The organism is Yinghuangia sp. YIM S10712 (assembly GCF_051388935.1).
GTDB lineage: Bacteria > Actinomycetota > Actinomycetes > Streptomycetales > Streptomycetaceae > Yinghuangia.
Window position 1 is genome coordinate 153,256 of sequence record NZ_JBPKBI010000007.1, and the last position, 20,525, is coordinate 173,780.

Here is a 20,525-nt window from a genome sequence, read left to right on the forward strand (position 1 = left end):
CGCGGCAAGACCCGGTGATCGTTCGTGACCACCGCACTTGGGGCGGGCCGGGGTCGGCCTCAGCACGTGGCCGGAGCCGCCCGGCAGCGCCGAGAGCCGGCCAGTGGCTCCCTCTTGGCCCACGGCTCTCGCACTCGGCGTCGGCCCGCGATCACCGAACCTGCGCGAAGGGGCGCGACCGGGAATCAGCCCGGCACAACCAACCGCCACGCCCGCGGCAGCAGATCGTGCGGGGTGGTCGGTCGTGCGACGGTCCCCGGCACGCGGGCGCAGGCAGCGGCCCGGCGGGATCCGTCCGCCCGTCAGCCGATCACCGCGTGGACGGCCCGCAGGTCGTCGACGAGTCCCGCGAGCGCCGCCGCGCGGTCCGGGGCGCGCAGTACGGCCGACGGGTGCACGGTCGCGACCACCATGCGGCCGTCGTCCGGTGAGGACAGCGGTTCGCCGCGGTGCGCCGTCAGGCGGAAGTCGCGTCCCATCAGCGCCCGCGCGGCAGTCGCGCCCAACGCCACGACCACGTGCGGGTCGACCGCCGCGACCTCGGCCTCCAGCCACGGCCGGCACGCCACCATCTGCGACAACGTCGGCGCCTGGTGCAGGCGCTTGCCGCCCGGCGTCTCCCGGCGGAACCGGAAGTGCTTGACCGCGTTCGTCAGATAGACGTCCCGCCGATCGATCTCCGCCGCCGCCAGAGCCCGGTCGAGCAGCCGCCCGGCCGGGCCCACGAAGGGCGCGCCCTCGCGGTCCTCCCGGTCGCCGGGCTGTTCGCCGACCAGCATCACGCGCGCGCGGGCGGGGCCGTCCCCGAACACCGCCTGCGTCGCGTCCTGGTACAGGTCGCAGCCCTGGCATGCCGGCAGTGCGGCCCGTAGCGTGCCGAGCGACCGGCGGGTCTCGTCGGGCATGTACTCCTCGGCCCCGGCATAACGCGTCCCACTCATGCCGACGCGGCTGCCCGCCCGGCGCCCACTCAGTCGTCGTCCATCAGCTCCGCCGCCACCAGGGCACCGAGGTCCGCGCACGCCTCCCGGGCCGCCTTCGTCACCGGGCCGGTGACCTCGACCGGCGGCCGTACGCGGCGCAGCCCCATCGCCGAGGCCGCCCCTTCGACCGAGCGCACCGCGCCGGTCGTGTCGCTGCCGCCGTGCACGTACAGGCCGTACGGCCGCCGGAGCAGGTCGCCTGACCGGAGGTACAGCAGTTGGTCGAACCAGTGTTTGAGCGCTCCCGACATGTAGCCGATGTTCGCGGGGGTGCCGAGCAGGTAGCCGTCGGCCTCCAGTGCCTCGGCGGGCGAGCAGACCAGCGCGGGGCGCACCCGCACCTCGACCCCGGTGATGTCCGGGTCGCGGGCTCCGGCCAATGCGGCTTCCAGCAGCTCGGCGAGTGTCGGGGAGGGGGAGTGATGCACCACCAGCAAAACCGCCACGTACGAAACACCTCTCCGGGAACGGGCCGTGTGTCCGCACACATCATCGCGGGCCCGGCACACAGCGCGGGCCGACGCTCATCCCCGGGCCGACAGTCGCGCGCCAGGCGGACGCACCAGACCCGGGGCCGCACACATCATCGCGGACGCGGCACACGGCGCGAGCCAATGGTCGCGCGGGGGACGCGCGGAAACGCGGGGCGTGCGCCTGACGACCACGTCCGGTGTCGCAGCGGAGGCGCCGCACGCACAAAGCCCCGGTACCCGACGCCGACGGGTCAACGAGGTCGCGGGCACACCCGAGGTCACGTGCGGCACTCGGCCCAGAGAAAAGCGACAAATTACCCATTTGCCACTTTCGCCCCTACTCACTTCTTGTAAGTATGAGAACACTTTCTGTTTGATCCGGCGTCGTGCGAGCGCCGTCGTCCCCCACACCGCACACCCAGGAGTCACCGTGGTCCTGTCGATTTCCGGAGTCCTGCTGCTCGGCGTCATCGCCTTCCTCTTCTTCCGCAAGGACGGGATGAAGCTCTCTCACGCCGTCGTCTGTGCGCTCTTCGGGTTCTACCTGGCCGGCACGGCCGCCGCGCCGCACATCACGGCAGGCGGCAACAGCGTGGCCGGCATGCTGAGCGACATCTCCTTCTGACCCGTACGCGCAAGTCCCTGAACGCCGGGCCGCGGCGGGCCGGGCGACGTGCTTACCGGCGCGGCACCGGCCCTGGCTCGGCGACGAGTCGGGGCCCGGCGCGTACCCGCCCCCCCCGGAGCCCGCCGCGACCGCGAGTCCCGCCAGACCTGCCGACCAGGAGCCCCCGTGCCCTCCCCTCTGCCTCCCACCGCCCCGGCCTTCTCCCGACGCCTCGCGGACGCCACGCGGAACGGATACGCCGCCACCAGGGCCGGGCTCGCCGGCGGTCGCGCCCACGTCGCCCGCGTGCGCCACCATGCGCGCGACATGTTCGCGCCGCTCCTGTGCGTCAGCCGGGGTCTGCGCCTCGGGGCCGGCCGGGGGCGCAGGTGGTGGACGGCCGCACCCGCGAACCACCGCCAGGTCGCCGCCGTCGCCCTGGCGGTGGCTCTGGTTCTGCTGTACTTCCTGCCGTTCGGCCTGCTGCTCGCGTTCGGCGCGGTCGTCGGCGCCGCCGCGTGGCTCGGCCGCACCCGCACGATGCCGCCCGTCCCCGGCCCGCCGCCCGGCAGCGGACGTCTCCAGGCCGTCTACAACGGACTCGTGCCGCACCTGTCCGACGGCCACGACCCCGACGGCCTGTTCGTCCCGGGCGGCGACTACACCAAGCCCTTCGAGCACCACGAGTTCGACGGCGACCGTCTCACCCGCCTCGAAATGCGCTACTCCCCTTACTTCACCGACGACGACCCGGCCTCACGCGCCCGGATCGAACGCGTCATCGAGGCCAAGGCCGGCCGGTCCCGCGAATACCTGTACAACTGGGACACCGAGAACAACCGCCTCACCGTCGCCGCGCTCCCCCCGCTGCCCGGCCCGGTCCCTGCCCAGCACTACATCACCGCGCCCTGCGAGATCGTGCTCGGCTTCACCGACGCCACGTCCTCCGACCGCCTCATTCCCGTCCACACCGACCCCGGCAATCCCGGCGCCCTCGCGCAGCAGTTGCCGCCGGTCATCTGGCGGACGGGCAGCCGGACAAGCGCGCCCCACCTGCTGGTCGTCGCCGGGCCCGCGTCCGGCAAGACCACGCTGCTGCGCACGATCGCCCTCCAGGCGCTGCGCGACGGCGAAGTGGTCGCGATCGACGCCACCGGCTCCGGTGAGTTCGCCTATCTCTCCGGACGCGCCGGTGTCGTGCGCGTCGACAACACCGCCGACCAGGTCCGCGCGACCCTCTCGTGGCTGCACGCCGAGGCGACGCGGCGCGCCGCCGCGATCAGCGCCGCGAAGGCCGCCGCCGTACAGGTGCCCGAGGACGCCCGACGCCCGCTTCTCGTGCTGCTCGACGAGCCCGCGGAACTCGCCGACGCGACCGGCGCCACCGCCTCCGAGGTGTACGAGTTGCTCGACCTGCCGCTGCGCCTCGGCCGTACGACGCACATCAGCCTGGTCACGACCGCCCGGCCCAGCCGGCTCGCGCGCCTGCACCCCGGGTTCCTCGGCGAGACGCACACCCGCATCGCCCTCGGGCCGCTCGACGACCACGACCTGATGACCGCGCTGGGTGCCACGCCCGGTATCGCAGGCGGCGACGCCATGCCGCCCGGGCGCGGTTACGCGCGCATCGGCGCGGGTCCGGTCATCCGCATCCAGACGCCGTACACGCCCGACCCGCTCGAAGACGACACCCCCGAGGCGGACCGGCGGCGAATCCTGGACCTGCTGCCCGACGTCGTGCTGCGGGGACTCCCCCGGCACACCGCGCCGGCACCGAACGCCCACGTCACCGGCGGCGCGATCCTGGAGAAGGTCGTCGAGAAGGTCGAGTCCGAGCCGGGTGCGCCGCCGATGTCGCTGGTCAAGACGACGGCCGGGGCACCGCTGTCCAAGACCCGCTGACCGGGCCGATGGCTCCGTACTCCGGCGGCTGATGTCCCCAGCCGTGCCGGGGAGTTCGATCGCCTCGGCGGGCCCACGGGGCGACTGCGTGCGGGGCGGAGTACCGGCCGGGATACCCGCGTACCACCCCCGCGTTCCCCCAACCGGGCACGAATGCGCCAAAGGCCCCGCACCCGGCCGTTTCGCACGCCATGATGGTCCCCCGACAGGACCGGCCGGACGGCAGCCGAGGACGTGGACGCCCGTGTTCGACCTCGCCAACCTCACCCCCAGCGACCTCGTCGTCTGTGGGTCCGACTTACGCCAGGCTGCGGCCTCGGCGGCGACGACGGAGGACGCCGCCTACGCTGTGGCACGGCACTTGCGCGGCGCGTTCGTCGACCCTGCGACCGGGGCCGCCCAAGTGGCGCTCGCACGGGTGTACGCGACCGCCCGTGTCGAGGGCTGCGGCACTTCGGGCTGCGACGTGTCGGCGCCCGGGCAAGTGCTCGAACTCCTCGCCGGGGACGGGGAGTACGATCCCGGGCCGGGCCATCCCGGGCAGCCGGAGCTGGTCTCGCTGCACTCCCCCGGCGAAGTGGCCCAACTGCACCCGGCGTTGGCCTCGGTGCTACGCGATCTGGGCATCCTGCGGCCCGACGTCCCGGCCTCCCCGGACGGCTCGGGGCCGGACTCGGGGCAAGGGGCGGGGCAAGGGTCGGGGCAGGGGCCGGCGCAGGCGGGCGAGGGCCTTCTCCCGGAGGCGACCGATATCGCCTCCGCGCAGGGCCGTTCGGGCCCGGTGCGGTCCGCCGCCGCCGGCAGCCCGGTGGCCCCGCACCCCGGCAGCGCGGGCGGCGTCGCCCTCGCAAGCGAGGTTGACCGCCAGGAACTCCCCTACGGCGAGCGTGACTTCGACTCCTCCGGCATCAATGCGGCAGGTCCCGACACCGACGCCGACGCAGACTCCGAGCGCCACGCGATCGCGCACATCCCCGACCCCCTCGCGGCGCGCCACGAGGTGCGCACGGTGCTGGGGTACGCCGGGGCACTTCCGGGCGGCGACCTGTTCGCGGTGCTCCTGTTCACCGCCGCCCACGTGCCGCTGTCGACCGCGGAGTCGCTGCGCGGCCTGACCGCCGCGACCCGGCTGGCGCTGCTGCCCGTCCCGTCCACCCCCGTGCCGACCCCGCGCACCGGGCAGCTCACCGCCGCGCGCCTCGACGCGTTGGAACAACTCCTGTCGGTCGCCGAGGACACCACGGTCGAGCAGGCCCGCACGGTCGAGACCTACCGCGGCAGGGTCCGCACGCAGGCGGAGCAACTGGAGGCGAAACAGCGCCGGTTGGAGCAGGAACGGCACATCGTCGAGACGCTCTACAACATCGGGCAGCAGTTGACGCGCGAGCTCGAACTCGACGCGCTCGTGCAGCTCGCCACCGACGCCGCGACGACCGTGATCGCCGCCGAGCACGGCATCCTGCTGTACCGCGACTGCGACACGGACGGCCTGGACGACATCCGGCACGCCGCCGCCACACGCGGCCCGTCGCCGCACCCCCTTCTCCCCACCCCGGGGGTGCGGCTCACCGGGGCGCATCTGGCCGTCGACGTCGTGCGCTGCGGCGACGTCGCGGACCATCCCGGGGCGTGGCACCTCGCCCCGGTCGCGGACGACCCGGATGCCCCGGCGGTGCGCAGCTATCTCGCGGTACCGGTGGTCAGCCGCACCGGCGAAGGGCTGGGGTCGTTCGCCTTCTCCCACTCCAAGCCCGACATCTTCACCGAACGCGACGAGCAGTTGGCGCTGGGCATCGCGTCGCAGGCGGCGTCCGCGATCGAGAACGCGCGGCTGTACCGGAGTGTGCGGGACACCGCGGTTCGCCTCCAACGCTCGCTGCTGCCCCCGGAGTTGCCGGACATCGAGACGCTGGAGATCGCGTGCCGGTACTTGCCGGGCGCACGCGGTTCGCAGGTGGGCGGCGACTGGTTCGACGTGATCCCGCTGTCCGCGGGGCGCGTGGCGCTGGTGATCGGCGACGTGATGGGCCGCGGGCTTGCGGCGGCGGCGGTGATGGGGCAGTTGCGCACGGCGGTGCGGGCGTACGCGGTGATGGATCTCCCGCCCGCGCAGGTGATGCGGCATCTGAACCGACTGATGGCCGGCATGGGCTCGGAGGACCAGATCACCACGTGTGTATACGCCGTGTACGACCCGGACCAGGACGTCATCCGGTGGTCCAACGCCGGCCACCTCCCGCCCGCGGTGATCTCGGCGGACGGCGAAGTGCGGCTGCTCGACGACGACTTGGGCGTACCCCTCGGCGTGGACGGCACGCCGTTCGACGACGCCGACGCGCGGTTCCGGGCAGGTGACCGGCTGCTGCTGTACACCGACGGCCTCGTGGAGCGGCACGACGCGTCCCTGGCCGATCGGCTGCTGCTGTTCACCGCCGCGGTCGACGGGGCCGCGCGGAACCCGGGCGGCGTGCAGGACACGTGCGACCGGCTGATGAGCGGCATGCTGACCGGCCGCGAGCATGACGATGTGGCGTTGCTGCTGGTGCGGGCGCAGGCGGGGCGGGAGCGGGCGGCGACCTTGGAGCTGCCGCCGACACCGCGCGCCGCGCGCGAGGCGCGGAACTTCACGCGGTCGGTGCTGGGCCGTTGGCGGCGCGCGGCGGCGGTGGACGGCGCGTGTTCAGTGGTGACCGAGCTGGTCGCGAACGCGGTGGAGCACGCGCGGACGCCCATGGAGCTGCGCCTGAGCCTACGTCCGGGGCGGCTGGTGGTCCAGGTGGCGGACCACGACGGACGCCTGCCGCGCCGAATGAACGCCGGTTCGGCGGACGAGCGACACCGCGGCCTGCTGATCGTCTCGGCCCTCGCGGCGGACTGGGGCGTGCGTCCGACCGACACCGGCAAGGTCGTCTGGGCCGAGCTGCCGGACCCCGGGTAGTTCGTATTCGACCGAAATGCATGCTGCGTATGGCCCCACAAAGTGGACATATCAGACCAACGCTTCCGCAGGGAGGTGGCGGTTATATGTCCGATATGGGATGAAACTTCATCATCGGGGTAGTTAGCTCGGCGGCGCAGGCGTCCGGGGAGCACGTCTCCATGACGTTCCGGGAATCTTCCGGACCTGTCGCACGTTGATCGATCGAACAGGCAGCCACGGCTGTCGCAGTGGACTTATCGGCCCAGGAGGCACGATTTCATGAGTGAGCGAGCTCTCCGCGGCACGCGCCTCGGCGCCACCAGCTACGAGACCGACCGTGGTATCGACCTGGCCCCTCGTCGCACCGTCGAGTACGCGTGTCCGCGCGGCCACCAATTCGAGGTGCCGTTCTCCGTCGAGGCGGAGATCCCGCCGGTCTGGGAGTGCCGGAGCTGCGGCGCGGTCGCCCAGCTCGTCGACGGCGCCCCGCCGGAGGAGAAGAAGAACAAGCCCGCGCGTACGCACTGGGACATGTTGATGGAGCGGCGCACCCGCGAGGAGCTCGAAGAGGTTCTGGCGGAGCGCCTCGCCGTCCTGAGGTCGGGCGGCATCAACCTGCACCACGACCCGCGCAACAACCGCAAGACCGCCTGACCGGCGGCCACCGGACCCCCTGAAGACCCAAGGACCCGAGGACCCGAGGAAGAGACGCCGAAAGGCCCATCCGGAAAAGTTCACCGCACAGCCGGTCCCGCAGCGGCCGGTAGACAGCGAAAGGCTCCCGTCCGATCCCGCGATCGGACGGGAGCCTTTCGTCGGTCCAGTCGCTCCATGGGCATGCGTTGCACGCGTGAGTCGGCTGTACGTGTGAACCGCACGCGGCCCTCGGCCGCCGAACGCCACCGAGACCGTCCGTGATCGAGACCGTGGACTACGCGCACGGTCTCGATCACGGACGGTCTTCGTGAGGCGGGCGCCGGTTTCCGCCTTCTGGGTCGAACATGAACCCGGCGGCCCTCGAAAGGGCCGTCAGCCCGTGATCCGCCCCGGGCCGCGCTCGGAGTCCTCGGGGCGCCAGACTCGTTCGCCGTTGCGGTCGACGACGTCGCCTTCGATGACCTCGCCGGGTACGACCTTGCCGTCGGGGCGGCGCATGCGCATCCGGTCCTGGGTCTCTCGGGCGTGGCCCATCGCCGCGCCGAAGCGCGTGCGGCGGGCGAGTTGGCTGCCGACGGCACCGCCGATGGCCATGCGGACCAGGGGCCGGGTGAACGGCAGCAGGCACAGCAGGCCCAGGGCGTCGGTGATGAAGCCCGGGATGATCAGCAGGATCCCGCCCAGGATGACCAGCCCGGCGTCGGCGGCGGCGCGGTTCGCAGCCGGGGTCGGTATGGCGGCGGCGAGGGGGTTGTGGGAGTCGGCGTTCGCGGTGACCGCCGCGCTGAGGCGGTTGAGCGCACGCCGGCCCTCGTATTTGATCGCGAGCGCACCGGCGATGACTCCGGCCAGGAGCAGCAACACGGTGCTGCCCGCCCCGATGGCGGTCCCGACCCGGCTGATCAGGTAGATCTCCAGGATCGGCAGGGCGACCAGGGGCAGCAGGATCGCGGCGCGGCGCATAGGGGTCTCCTTCCGGTCCCCGTCCCGGGGCGGATTCCGCGCGGGGACGCGGGGCGGGCGGGCTGTGGGCCCCGGGGTGCCCCGCTCCGGTGTGCTGCCGGAGCGGGGCGGGTGGTGCTCGACTGGTGCTGCAAGAGCCGGGCGGGTCTGGGTGGTGCGCGGGGGACGCGTCGCGACCGGTCGTCGCGACGCCGCGTCCCCCTACGTCAGTAGACGTTTCAGGCGCCCGGAGTGTTCCCGCCGGCGCCGCGCGCCTGGCCGCCGCCGTCGCTCGCCGTACCGGTCTTGCCACCGCGTCGGAAGCGCTCCATGTGCCGGCCGGCACCCCACGCGGTCACGCGCCACAGGGCCTCGACGAAGATCGCGCGGCTCATCTTGCTGTTGCCGCGTTCGCGCTCGACGAAGGTGATCGGGACCTCGACGACCCGGTAGCCGCGCCGGGCGGCGCGCCAGGCCAGGTCGACCTGGAAGCAGTAGCCCTGCGAGGCGACCGAGTCCATGTCGATGCCGAGCAGGGTCTCCTTGCGGAACGCCCGGTAGCCGCCGGTGACGTCGCGGATGTCGATCCCGAGCATCGTGCGCGAGTACAGGCTTCCGCCGCGCGAGATGAACTTGCGGCTGGTCGGCCAGTTCACGATCGAGCCGCCCGGCACCCAGCGCGACCCCAGCACCAGGTCGGCGTCCCGGATCGCCTCCAGCAGGCGGGGAAGCTGCTCCGGCTGGTGCGAGCCGTCGGCGTCCATCTCGACGAGAATGTCGTAGCCGCGGTCGATGCCCCAGTGGAATCCCGCGAGGTAGGCGGCGCCCAGCCCTTCCTTGCCCTTGCGGTGCAGGACCTGGACGTGCGGGTCGTGCTCGGCGAGCGCGTCGGCGATCTCGCCGGTGCCGTCGGGGCTGTTGTCGTCCGCGACGAGTACGTCCACATCGGGGGCCGCGGCGCGCAGGCGGCCCACGATGCCCTCGATGTTGTCGGACTCGTTGTACGTGGGGATGATGACGAGCACTTTGCCCAGATCGGTGAAGGTGTTCTGCTCGTGGGGGGCGCTCACATCGTCTCCTCGGTGGGGTCGTCCGCCGGCCACTGCGGACGCGTCGGGCGCGTCGACCCCCGTGCGTCGGTCACGTGTCGTTCTTCCTCGCCTGTGTTCCGCGTGGTGGTCGCGGCGCGCGCGTGCGCGTGCGTTGGGGCCGTGCCGGGCCGGTCGCGGCGGGCGGTACGGCCGGGCACGGTGCGTGTACGGCTGTGACGGTACAACGTATGGGCCCGGCGTGGGGTTTCGCGGTCGCGGTTGCCGAAAAGGGACCCCGGGAGCGGACGCGGGGAGGACCGCGCGCAGGGCCTGGAGGCCAGGCGGGAGGCGGCGTACGCGGCCGGTTGTCGGCGGTGCCCGCACATGGTGGCGGGTGGGGCCGGTGCCCTTCGGGCCGACCACGGACCGGCTGGCTGCCGGTCTCGGTGGCCGTTGTCTACTGGGCGGCCGGTCCCCACCCGGGTCGCACCGTCCGGCCGGCGCGCGGCGAGCGCGCTCGGCGGCTTCCCGGACGCGCGTGCGGGGCCGGGTCTGGCAGGGGTGGCCTTGCGGTCACCGGGCCCGGTCGCGTGCGCAATTTCCGGGAAGGTGTTCCCGGTCGGTGGTCCTGCGGTGCACGTGAGCGAACGTAGTGGTCCGGGCGGGCATGGTGTCAACTGCGGTCTGACCTGGGGTGTTGCAACGTTTTCGCTGGTCGGCGGGGTCGTGCGGGGCGGCATGCGGAAGTGCCGTCGCGGGTGAATCGCCCGTCGGTCGGCGTAACGCCGGGGCCTCCGCCGCACACGGCCGGCGATGCGGCCCGTCAGGCCACACAGCCGGTGAACGACGCGGTCAGACCCGCATCCGGCCGCGACCGGTCGGTTTCGGCCGCTGCGAGGGCGAGGCGGCGTACGGCCTCGGCGAGGGTCGCCTCGTCCAGCGTGTAAGGGATCCGCAGGTGGCGTTCGAAGGCGCCGGTGGTGCTGAAGAGCGTGCCGGGGGCGACCCGGAGGCCGTGCCGGGAGGCGGCCTCGGCGAGGACGGTGGTGGAGGCGGTGTCGGTGTGCGCCCACAGCGACAGGCCGCCGGGCGGCGTGGAGAACGTCCAGCCGGGGAGGTGGGTCCGGATCAGTGCGGCGAGTGCGTCGCGGGCATCGCGGAGCGCGGGCAGGCGCGCGGCCAATATGGCGTCGGCGTGGTCGGCGACCAGGTGGTGCAGCACGAGTTGGTCGAGCACCGGAGCGGCGACGTCGAGGCCGGCGCGGGTGCTCACGAGGCGGCGTACGAGGTCGGGCGTCGCGCGGACCCAGCCGATGCGCAGGCCGCCCCAGAACGACTTTGACGCCGAGCCGATCGTGACCACGGCCCCGCTGCGGTCGTGCGCGGCGACCGGCGCGGGATGGTCGGGGTGCGGGGGTGGAGGCGTGTCGAGGGCGAGGTCGGCGCAGGTCTCGTCGACGACGAGGACGGTCCCGGCGGCCCGCGCGTCGTCGATGAGCCGGCGGCGGGTCTCGGTGTCGGCGAGGTGCCCGGTGGGGTTCTGGTAGTCGGGGATGAGGTAGGCCAGGCGCGGGTTGGCGGCGCGCAGCGCGTCGTGCCAGGCGGGCAGGTCCCAGCCGGTTTCGGCCATGGGGACCGGGACCGGGCGGCCGCCTTCGGCACGTACGGCTTCGAGGGCGTTGGCGTACGTCGGTGACTCGACGGCGACGCGGTCGCCGGCGTGCAGGAAGGTACGCAGGACCAACACCCACGCGGACAGCGCACCGCCGGTCACGATGATCTGGTCGGGCGTGGTGGGCGCGCCGCGTTCGGTATAGCGGCGGGCGATGGTCTCGCGCAGGACGGGCAGCCCGGCCGGGTGGTAGCCGTGTGCGGCGGCGTACGCAGGAAGCGCCTCGGTCGCGTCGGCGACGGCGCGCTGGAGGGCGTGTCCGGGGCCGGGGAGGGCCGCCACGCCGAGGTCGATGGTGCCGGTGGCCGTGCCGGGCACGAGGGCGCGCGTCGGCAGGTCGGTGCGGTGGGTGGGCAGGGCGGTCCACGATCCGGAGCCCCGGCGCGAGACGAGGTAGCCGTCGGTGCGCAGCAGGTCGTACGCGGCGGCGATGGTGGTGCGCGACACCCCCAGGCGTTCGGCGAGGCCGCGCTCCGCGGGCAGGCGGGCGGTGAGGGGGACCCGGCCGTCGAGCACAAGCGACCGGATCCTGTCGGCGAGCGCCTTGTAGGCGGGGATGTGCGGGCCGGAAGCGGGCGGCTGCCAGGGCTGGAGCAGGTCGACCAGACGGGTGCTGCTGACGGTCAGGTGCGGCACGGTCATCAGTCCACTCTTGTGGGGGCCTGGGTGCATCCGGGCAAGTGGCCATGGATTTCCTGTCCAATGAGGGTCATTGTCGCATCAGTGGCCCGCGTCGGGGAGCCAGTGGCGGAGGAAGAAGGCTGACGGACCGGGGGTGACAGGGGCAGGCCGGCATCGACGGTGACCGAAGCCGGGCCCGACGACGCACACGTCCGCGGCAGAGCCCGCGGAGGTCTGCGCCGTTCGGATAGCGCGCCGGACTTCCGTACCGTGTCCTGCTGTGATCTCGGCCGACCCGTCACCCGAAGGCTTGCGCCCTGGACACCGTACTCACGCATGTTGTGCCCGCAGTCCTGCTGGCGGCCGTGCTCACCTGCGCCGTCGCCCGTCCGTTCGGGCTGCCCGAGGCGGCGGTCGCGGTTCCGGCCGCCGGGGCGGTGGTGGCGACCGGCGCGCTGAGTCCCGCTCATGCCTGGGACGAGGCCGGCGAGCTCGCGCCGGTGCTGGGGTTCCTGGCCGCCGTGCTGGTGTTGGCGCGGCTGTGTGACGAGGAGGGGCTGTTCCGGGCCGCGGGTGCGTGGATGGCCGGGGCCTCGCGCGGGCATCCGCCGCGTCTGCTCGCGGCGGTGTTCGTGTTCGCCTCGGCGGTCACCGCGGTGTTGAGCCTGGATGCGACGGTCGTCCTGCTCACCCCGATCGTGCTGGTCACCGCGAGGCAGCTCGGGGCGCGTGCCGCGCCGCACGCGTACGCCTGCGCGCACTTGTCCAACACGGCGTCGCTGCTGCTGCCGGTGTCGAACCTGACGAACCTGCTGGCGTTCACCGCGAGCGGGCTGACGTTCGTGCGTTTCGCGGGGCTCATGGCATTGCCGTGGCTGGTCGCGATCGCGGTCGAATACGTGGTGCTGCGAAGGTGGTTCGCGGTCGATCTGGCGGCCGTGGCGGCCCCGCCGCAGACCACCGCGGTGCCGCCGACGCCATGGTTCGCGCTGGTCACCGTGGTGGCGACGCTGGGCGGCTTCGTCGTGGCGTCCGCCGTCGGCGTCTCCCCGGCGTGGGCGGCGGCCGCGGGGGCGCTGGTGATGGGCGCCCGCGCGATCGTGCGGCCGGGGCGCAGGACGACCGTGCGCATGATCGCCGCGTCGGCGGACGTGCCGTTCCTCGCGTTCGTGCTGGGCCTGGGCATCGTGGTCCGGGCGGTCGTCGAGAACGGACTGGCCGACGTCCTCGCGCACGCGGTCCCCTCCGGGACCGGGCTGTGGGCGCTGCTCGCGGTCGCCGCGCTCGCCGCGCTGCTGGCGAACGTCATCAACAACCTGCCGGCCGTGCTGGTCCTCGTCCCGCTGACCGCGCCGGCGGGCCCCGGCATGGTCCTCGCGGTCCTGCTCGGCGCCAACATCGGCCCCAACCTGACGTACGCCGGCTCCCTCGCCACGCTGCTGTGGCGGCGTATCCTGCACCGCCATCAACACCCGGTCGGGCTACGGGAGTTCACAATGCTCGGGCTCGCGACCGTGCCGGCGTCGCTCGTCGGGGCGGTGGTGGCGCTCTGGGCCGCGCTGCGGGTCGTCGGGACCTGAGTGCGTCACTCGGCCCCGTAGACCGTCCTGCCGCGCACCACTGTGCGCACGCACACCGGAAGGTCCTGGCCAGGCGAGACGTCCGGCAGGCCCGGGGTCCCCGAGCTCGGGTCGGTCGACCACGCCGACACGCGCCGGTCGGGCGCCTGCACGGTCAGCTCGCCGGTGCGCCACACCGCGTACGTGGCGGGCGCGCCCGGCACCAGCACGCCTTCGTCGTCGCGGCCGAGGGCCCGATGGCCGCCGCGCGTGTGGGCGGTGAACGCGGCGCGGACGGAGATCCGCTGCTCTTCGGTCCGGTGGAACGCCGCCGCGCGGACCGTTCCCCACGGGTCGAACGGGGTCACGGGCGCGTCGGACCCGAACGCCAGGGGCACGCCGGCGCGGTTGAGGTCGGCGAAGGGGTTCATCCGCGCCGCGCGCTCCTTGCCGAGCCGCCGCACGTACATCCCGTCCGGGCCGCCCCAGGCCGCGTCGAAGGCTGGCTGCACCGATGCGAACAGCCCGAATTCGGCGAACGCGGCGACCGCGTCGGCACTGATCATCTCCGCGTGCTCGATCCGGTGCCGAAGCGCGCGCACCGCGGCGGCGCCGAACCGGTCCGCCGCCGCCCGGACACCCGCCACGACGGCGTCCACGGCGGCGTCGCCGATCGCGTGGAATCCCGCCTGCACGCCGGCTTCGGTGCAGGCCAGCAGGTGTGCCGCGACCTGTTCCGGGCTCAGGTGCGCGAGGCCTCGGCCCTCGGGCCGGTCCTCGTAGGACGCGTGCAGGCAGGCCGTATGCGATCCGATCGAGCCGTCGGCGAACAAATCGCCGGCCAGCCCGCGCACGCCCAGCCGGGTCACCAACTCCCTTGCCTGCTGGGCTGATTGGACGGCTTCACCCCAGTACGCGACCACATCCGGCCCGGCCTCGCGCGCTGACGCGAGCACCAGGGCCAGGTCTTCTTCGCCGGTGATCTGCGGGCCCGCGCACTCGACCAGCGTGCCGATGCCGACCGACGCGGCCTTGGCGCGCGCGGCCTGTTGCGCGGCGGAGCGCTGGGCGGTGGTCAGCGCGGCGAACGCGGCTTCGCGTACGGCGTGGTGGGCGGCGCCGCGCAGCGGGCCGGTCGGGTGGAAGCCGTCCATCCCGGCGAGCCCGGCTACCTGCGCACGGAGTGCGGACGACGCGAGTGCCGAATGCACGTCGACGCGCGAGACGTAGGCGGGGCGTTCGCCGACGGCCCGGTCGAGCTCCGCCACCTCGGGCGGGGCGTCCCCGAACGACCCGTCGTCCCAGCCCTGTCCGAGCACGGCCGCGTCGCCGGAGAGCGACCCCGCGTACGCCGCGATGCGGTCGAGCCCCGGGCCGGCCTCACGGCCGCCGAGGTCCAGACCGGTCAGCGCCAGGCCGGTCGCGGTGAGGTGGACGTGCGAGTCCACGAACGCCGGTGCCACCAACGCGCCATCCAGGTCCAGCACCTGGTCGGCGGCGGAGACATGCGCCTCGGCGGCGCCCTCCGCACCGATCCAGGCCACCGTCCCGTCCTCGACGACCATGGCGGTCGCGAAGGGGTCGGCGGGACTGTAGACGTTGCCATTGCGCAGCAGGATCACGGTCATGGCGCACAGTCTGCCGGGTGCCCCGGCGGTCGCCCGGCACCCCCTGGGTCACCTTCGCAGGGCGCGGCGGCGTACCCGGTCGAGGATGATCGACGTGACGGCGATCGCCAGCAGCACGATGCCGGTGCCCATGTCGTTGGTGCGGGCCTCGTCGACGGCCGGGTTGTCGGCGTACCCCATGGCGAACGGCGCCGCGACCAGCCACGCGCCCGACGCGAGGAGCAGCAGGTCCGACACCATGCCGCGCGGCCGGACCGTCCCCCGGGCGGCGACCGCGAGCACGATCAGGCCCGTCAGCACCTCCTGGAAGCGCGCGTCGTCGGCCGCGTCGTCGAGCGGGTAGTTGAGGACCCACGAGCTCGCGATGAGCCACAGCCCGACCGCGAACAGCAGTGTGTTGAGCACGGCGTCCCGCACGTCGCCGGCGTGCTCGGCGTGCACGTGCCGGTTCGACGGGCGACGGGCCGGGATCTGCCGAGGGCCCGGGGCCTGCTGTATGTGTGCACCCATCTCCGCCTCCGCATCGCATGTAGCGGCGTCTGCCCGCGACGCTGTCCGGCGACGGGGCACACAAACGCCCGCGAGCCGGTCGGGCGTTCCCGGCCTTCCCGGTGCCGGGCGTTACGCGGAATCCGCGCGGCACATCCTCCGGCCGCCGGGGAGCGGCAGGGCCGGGAGTGACGGCCGTGTCCGCGCGGACAGTCTCGGTGGCGACGGTGAGCCGGTCGGACGAACTGTGGGGACTCGCGGCGTCGCCGGCCCCCGTCCACGGTGAGCCGGTCGGACGAACTGTGGGGACTTGCGGCGTCGCCGGTCCCCGTCGCGGCAAGCAGCAGCGGGGACGCTCCCGCGGCTCCCCCGCCGATCTCCGACCGAGAGGACCCCTCCATGCCTGTGTGCACAACGCGTGACGGCGTCGACATCTTCTACAAGGACTGGGGCGCCGGACGCCCGGTCGTGTTCATCCACGGGTGGCCCCTGAACGGTGACGCGTGGCAGGACCAGATGAAGGCGGTCGCGGACGCCGGTCACCGCGCCATCGCGCACGACCGGCGCGGGCACGGCCGTTCGACGCCCGTCTACGACGGCTACGACTTCGACACGTTCGCCGACGACCTGAACGACCTGATCAACGGGCTGGACCTGCGCGACGTGACCCTGGTCGCCCACTCGATGGGCGGCGGCGAACTCGCCCGCTACATCGGGCGGCACGGCACCGGCCGGATCCGGTCCGCCGTACTGCTCTCGGCGATCCCGCCGCTGATGCTGCAGGGCCCCGACAACCCCGAGGGTGTGCCGCAGAACGTCTTCGACGACATCAAGGCCGGCATCCTCCGCGAGCGGTCGCAGTTCTGGAAGGACACCGCCGTGGGGTTCTTCTCCGCCGACCGCTCCGGCAGCAAGGCCACGCAGGGCAACCAGGACGCTTTTTGGCACATGGCCATGGCGGAGACCATCGAAGGCGGCGTCGCCTGCGTCGACGCCTTCGCGGCGACGGCGTTCCACGAGGACCTGAAGCGCTTCGACGTGCCCACGCTGATCGTGCACGGCGACGACGACCAGGTGGTGCCGATCGACGCCACCGCGCGCAAAGCCGTCAAGATCATTCCCGATGCCGAGCTCAAGGTGTACGAGGGCGGCTCGCACGGCATCGCGATGGTCCCCGGCGACAAGGAGAGGTTCAACGCGGACCTCCTCGACTTCCTGCGCAAGTAACCGCGTTCGCCTTCGCCCCGCGCCCCGCACGACCCGGGCGCGGGGCGAAGCCGCGTTCGGGACAGGGCCGCCGCCGAGAGGGGCGCGCGGCCGGGCGGCCGGCAGAGTGACTGCTCGCCGCGGCGGACGACGTGGGTGTGCCCGCCTCGACCCTGCGGACGCCGCAGGTCAGGTGCCCGTGCCGGCAATCGCGGGGAGGCCACCGGCGGTCCGGCATCAGCCCGGCCACTCCCGAGCAGGTCAGGTGCCCGTCCCGGCAGTCGGGGTGATGCGCTGCTGGGCCCGGCGGCGGTAGTCGGCCGGGGAACGACCGGTGAAGGTCCGGAAGGCACGGTTGAACGAGCTGGGGCTGCCGAAGCCTACGGAGGCGGCGACGTCGAGCACGGTGGCGCCGGGTCGGGCGAGTTCGGCCATGGCGCGGGTCAGTCTGGCGCGCAGGACGAAGGACCGCCACGTCGTGCCGGTGGCGTCGCGGAAGCGCCGACGCAGCGTGCGCTCGGAGATGTTGAGGGCGCTGTGGACGTCGCCGGCGGTCACCGTCGCGAGGTGTTCCTCGGTGTAGGCGATGATCGCGGCGACCAGCGGGTCGTCGCTCGCGGGCAGCAGCAGCGGCTGCTCGCGGTCGAGGCCGTCCTCGACGACGACAGCGAGGGCCGAGAAGTACGCGTTCGCCTTGGCGTCGGTCGCGGTGCGCGCGATGGGCCAGCGCAGTGCGTAGACGATCATCTCGCGCAGCAGCGGCGCCGCGGGGACGATCCGGGCGTGGTCGCAGGCCTCCGGGGGCAGCATCGAGGGATCGAAGAACACCGAGGCCGTGCGCGTGCTGCGCAGCGTGGTGTTGTGCTCCAGGCCGGCGGGGATCCAGAGCGCCTGCTGGGACGGGACGAGATACCGGCCCTCGGCCGTCTCCACCTCGGCCATGCCTTCCAGCGGGTACTTGAGCTGGTGCAGGTCGTGGTGGTGCCAGCCGGTGACAAGGCGTTCGGTCTCGTACGCCAGGGTGCCCGCGGGCACGGACGTCTCCGTCCGCATGGCGACCGGGCCGATCCTGGCCGCTGGAGTCAAGAAGTTGGCCGCCATCGCGTCGTTTGTCGGCGTCGGCCGCTCGTACCCTGGTCGCACGCCTTTGAGAGTTGCATTCTCATGTGAAGAGATCAAGCGTCTCTCCCTTCCTGTGGCGCTGAAGCAGCGAGGAGCCCCGTGAACATCGACGACATGATTCTCGTGAGCATCGACGACCACGTCGTCGAGCCCCCCGACATGTTCGACCGGCACGTGCCGAAGAAGTGGGCCGACCAGGCTCCGCGCCTGCTCCCGGACGAGAACGGCGTCGACCGCTGGATGTACCGCGGCCGGCAGACCGGCGTCACGGGCCTCAACGCCGTGATCTCGTGGCCGGCCGAGGAGTGGGGGCTGAACCCCGCCGGCTATGCCGAGATGCGCCCGGGGGTGTACGACGTCCACGAGCGGGTCCGGGACATGAACCGCAACGGCATCCTGGCGTCGATGTGCTTCCCGACGTTCGCCGGGTTCAGCGCGGGCCACCTGAGCCACTTCAAGGACGAGACCACTGTCGTGATGATCCAGGCGTACAACGACTGGCACATCGACGAATGGGCCGCGGCGTACCCGGGCCGGTTCATCCCGATCGCCATACTGCCGCTGTGGGACCCGGCGCTGGCCGTCGCCGAGATCCGGCGCGTCGCCGCGAAGGGCTGCCACGCGGTGACCATGCCGGAGCTGCCGCACATGGACGGCCTGCCCAGTTACCACGACATGGAGTACTGGGCGCCGGTGTTCGAGGCGCTGTGCGAGACCGGCACGGTGATGTGCCTGCACATCGGACAGGGCTTCGGCGCCCTCAAGCTCGCCCCGGATGCCCCGGTCGACAACAAGATCATCCTGGCCTGCCAGATCTCGGTGCTCGGCGCCCAGGACCTGCTGTGGGGTCCGGCCATGCGCACCTACAAGGACCTGAAGGTCGCGTTCTCCGAGGGCGGGATCGGCTGGATCCCGTTCTACCTCGACCGCTGCGACCGCCACTACACGAACCAGGTGTGGCTGCGCCGCGACTTCGGCGGCCGGCTCCCGAGCGAGGTGTTCCGGGAGCACTCGCTCGCGTGCTACGTGACCGACCCCACTTCGCTGCGGCTGCGGAACGAGATCGGCATCGACATCATCGCGTGGGAGTGCGATTTTCCCCACTCGGACGCGATGTGGCCCGACGCCCCCGAGCAGGTGCTGGCCGAACTGAACGGCGCCGGCGCGACCGACGAGGAGATCGAGAAGATCACCTGGCAGAACTCGTGCCGGTTCTTCGGCTGGGACCCGTTCGCCCACGTGCCGAAGGACGAGGCCACCGTCGGAGCTCTGCGCGCCCGCGCGACGGACGTCGACACCTCGATCCGCTCCCGGAAGGAATGGGCCGAGCTGTACGCCGCCCGCTGACCACCGCCCGCCGCCCGCGTCCACGCGATGCGGGCGGCGGCATCCCCGGGGCCGCGGACCCGCGTCGAGTCCTCCGGGGCGAGTCCTACGGCACCCGGGCCTCGGTAGGGCTCAGGAGTTGCGTCCGGTCGTGACATGTGCGGCTTCAGCCGACACGTCGGCCGGGGCCGGGACGAGAGCAGCGCTGTCGTCACTCGTGTGTGCCGCGGTCTCCGGGTGTCGCCTCGCCCAGCGCCCGGCGAGCACCGAGCACACGATCAACTGGAGTTGGTGGTAGAGCATGAGCGGCAGGATCGTGAGCCCCGCGTGGGCGCCGAACAAGACGGCCGCCATCGGAAGCCCGGCGGCCAGGCTCTTCGTCGCACCCGCGAAAGCGATCGTGATCCGGTCCTCGGGAACGAAACCCATACGCGGTACGAGCGTTGCGGTCAGCAGAAGCGCGATGGCGAGGAGCGCGGCGGTCACCGCGAACAGCGCGGCGAGACGCCACGGTGTGACCTGCTGCCAGATGCCTTCCACCATCCCGGCGCTGAACGCGCAGTAGACGACGAGCAGGATCGACCCTCGGTCGACGAGACCCAGCCACTTCTTGTGGCGCGTGACGAACCCGCCGATCCACGGTCGCAGCGCCTGGCCGGCGATGAACGGCGCGAGCAGTTGCGTGCCGATGGACAGCAGGCCGGCCGCGGACACGTCGACTTTCGACCCGATCAGCCACGCGGCGAGCAGCGGCGTCGCGACCATGCCGAGCAGGCTGGAGTACGTGCCCGCGCAGATCGCCGCCGGCACGTTGCCGCGCGCGACGGACGTCAGTGCGATCGAGGACTGCACGGTGGACGGCACGACGCACAGGAACAGCAGCCCGACGTACAGGTCTTCGGTGAGGACGTGCGGTACCAGGCCGAAGCCGGCCAGGCCGAGGCCGGGGAAGACGACGAACGTGCAGGCGAGGACGGTCAGATGCAGCCGCCAGTGACGCAGGCCGGCAACCGCTTCGCCGGTTGACAGCCGGGCGCCGTAGAGGAAGAAGAGCAGCCCGATGGCGACATCCGAGACGCCGCCGAACGCCGAGGCCGCCGTGCCGCGGGCCGGCAGCGCCGCGGCGAGGGCCGCGGTGCCGAGGAGGGCGGCGATGTAGGGGTCGATCGGCAGCCGCCGCATCCGGGGAATCCTCCTGCGGCGGCGGACGGGCGTACTGTCGCGCATGGCTTCCTTCGGGTGTCGGGGGGCGCGCTGTCGGGGTGTCGCGCCGGTTGTATCCGGTGAGGTGTGGCCGGGTGGGTCGTGCGCAGGGTGTGCGCGCCTTGTCCGGCGAGCCGCCCCCGGACAAGGCCCGCTCGGACGCGGGGGGGGGGGGGGGGGGGGG

The 20,525-nt window shown here is 72.9% G+C and carries 16 protein-coding genes; 7 read left to right on the forward strand and 9 right to left on the reverse strand.

Annotated elements, in window-relative coordinates; genetic code table 11:
* Positions 1 to 302: 302 nt before the first annotated feature.
* Positions 303 to 941, reverse strand: coding sequence for a UdgX family uracil-DNA binding protein (locus tag ACRX5W_RS17250; protein ID WP_436789048.1), 639 nt, complete (start codon positions 939 to 941; stop codon positions 303 to 305).
* 29 nt (positions 942 to 970) lie between these two features.
* Positions 971 to 1,429, reverse strand: a complete 459-nt coding sequence (locus ACRX5W_RS17255) for a flavodoxin family protein (RefSeq protein ID WP_436789049.1) — start codon at positions 1,427 to 1,429, stop codon at positions 971 to 973.
* Between the two features lie 457 nt (positions 1,430 to 1,886).
* On the opposite strand from ACRX5W_RS17255, the gene ACRX5W_RS17260 reads away from it, so the two are divergent.
* The 4 genes from ACRX5W_RS17260 (at position 1,887) to ACRX5W_RS17275 (ending at position 7,539) form a co-directional block, all read left to right on the forward strand.
* Positions 1,887 to 2,081, forward strand: coding sequence for a hypothetical protein (locus ACRX5W_RS17260; RefSeq protein ID WP_436789050.1), 195 nt, complete (start codon positions 1,887 to 1,889; stop codon positions 2,079 to 2,081).
* 168 nt (positions 2,082 to 2,249) lie between these two features.
* Positions 2,250 to 3,965, forward strand: a complete 1,716-nt coding sequence (locus tag ACRX5W_RS17265; RefSeq protein ID WP_436789051.1) for an ATP-binding protein — start codon at positions 2,250 to 2,252, stop codon at positions 3,963 to 3,965.
* Between the two features lie 244 nt (positions 3,966 to 4,209).
* On the forward strand, positions 4,210 to 6,903 hold the full coding sequence (locus tag ACRX5W_RS17270; protein WP_436789052.1) for an ATP-binding SpoIIE family protein phosphatase: 2,694 nt from the start codon (positions 4,210 to 4,212) through the stop codon (positions 6,901 to 6,903).
* Between the two features lie 261 nt (positions 6,904 to 7,164).
* On the forward strand, positions 7,165 to 7,539 hold the full coding sequence (locus tag ACRX5W_RS17275) for an RNA polymerase-binding protein RbpA (RefSeq protein ID WP_436789053.1): 375 nt from the start codon (positions 7,165 to 7,167) through the stop codon (positions 7,537 to 7,539).
* A 375-nt stretch (positions 7,540 to 7,914) separates the two neighbouring features.
* Here ACRX5W_RS17275 and ACRX5W_RS17280 read toward each other — a convergent pair whose 3' ends face one another.
* The 3 genes from ACRX5W_RS17280 to ACRX5W_RS17290 form a co-directional block, all read right to left on the reverse strand.
* Positions 7,915 to 8,505, reverse strand: coding sequence for an FxsA family protein (locus ACRX5W_RS17280; RefSeq protein ID WP_436789054.1), 591 nt, complete (start codon positions 8,503 to 8,505; stop codon positions 7,915 to 7,917).
* Between the two features lie 218 nt (positions 8,506 to 8,723).
* Positions 8,724 to 9,554, reverse strand: a complete 831-nt coding sequence (locus ACRX5W_RS17285) for a polyprenol monophosphomannose synthase (RefSeq protein WP_436789055.1) — start codon at positions 9,552 to 9,554, stop codon at positions 8,724 to 8,726.
* Positions 9,555 to 10,338: 784 nt separating this feature from the next.
* Positions 10,339 to 11,829 carry a PLP-dependent aminotransferase family protein gene (locus tag ACRX5W_RS17290; protein WP_436789056.1) on the reverse strand — a complete coding sequence of 497 codons (1,491 nt, stop codon included), beginning with the start codon at positions 11,827 to 11,829 and terminating at the stop codon, positions 10,339 to 10,341.
* A 320-nt stretch (positions 11,830 to 12,149) separates the two neighbouring features.
* Here ACRX5W_RS17290 and ACRX5W_RS17295 point away from each other — a divergent pair, with 320 nt between their 5' ends.
* Entirely contained in the window at positions 12,150 to 13,388 is a 1,239-nt protein-coding gene (locus tag ACRX5W_RS17295) for an SLC13 family permease (RefSeq protein WP_436789057.1), read from the forward strand.
* Between the two features lie 5 nt (positions 13,389 to 13,393).
* On the opposite strand, the gene ACRX5W_RS17300 is transcribed toward ACRX5W_RS17295, so the two are convergent.
* Both ACRX5W_RS17300 and ACRX5W_RS17305 read right to left on the reverse strand, forming a co-directional pair.
* Positions 13,394 to 14,995 (reverse strand): amidohydrolase, encoded by a 1,602-nt coding sequence (locus ACRX5W_RS17300; RefSeq protein WP_436789058.1) that lies wholly within the window; start codon positions 14,993 to 14,995, stop codon positions 13,394 to 13,396.
* Positions 14,996 to 15,043: 48 nt separating this feature from the next.
* On the reverse strand, positions 15,044 to 15,505 hold the full coding sequence (locus ACRX5W_RS17305) for an SPW repeat domain-containing protein (protein ID WP_436789059.1): 462 nt from the start codon (positions 15,503 to 15,505) through the stop codon (positions 15,044 to 15,046).
* 378 nt (positions 15,506 to 15,883) lie between these two features.
* On the opposite strand from ACRX5W_RS17305, the gene ACRX5W_RS17310 reads away from it, so the two are divergent.
* The gene (locus ACRX5W_RS17310) at positions 15,884 to 16,711 is read left to right on the forward strand and encodes an alpha/beta fold hydrolase (protein WP_436789060.1); all 828 of its coding nucleotides are present in this window, start codon (positions 15,884 to 15,886) and stop codon (positions 16,709 to 16,711) included.
* A 240-nt stretch (positions 16,712 to 16,951) separates the two neighbouring features.
* On the opposite strand, the gene ACRX5W_RS17315 is transcribed toward ACRX5W_RS17310, so the two are convergent.
* The gene (locus ACRX5W_RS17315; protein ID WP_436789061.1) at positions 16,952 to 17,725 is read right to left on the reverse strand and encodes an AraC family transcriptional regulator; all 774 of its coding nucleotides are present in this window, start codon (positions 17,723 to 17,725) and stop codon (positions 16,952 to 16,954) included.
* Between the two features lie 186 nt (positions 17,726 to 17,911).
* Between ACRX5W_RS17315 and ACRX5W_RS17320 the strand changes: the two genes are divergently transcribed.
* Complete coding sequence (locus tag ACRX5W_RS17320) at positions 17,912 to 19,159, forward strand: amidohydrolase family protein (protein ID WP_436789062.1); 1,248 nt, start codon at positions 17,912 to 17,914, stop codon at positions 19,157 to 19,159.
* A gap of 111 nt (positions 19,160 to 19,270) precedes the next feature.
* Here ACRX5W_RS17320 and ACRX5W_RS17325 read toward each other — a convergent pair whose 3' ends face one another.
* Positions 19,271 to 20,365, reverse strand: a complete 1,095-nt coding sequence (locus ACRX5W_RS17325; protein WP_436789063.1) for a bile acid:sodium symporter family protein — start codon at positions 20,363 to 20,365, stop codon at positions 19,271 to 19,273.
* Positions 20,366 to 20,525: the final 160 nt, after the last annotated feature.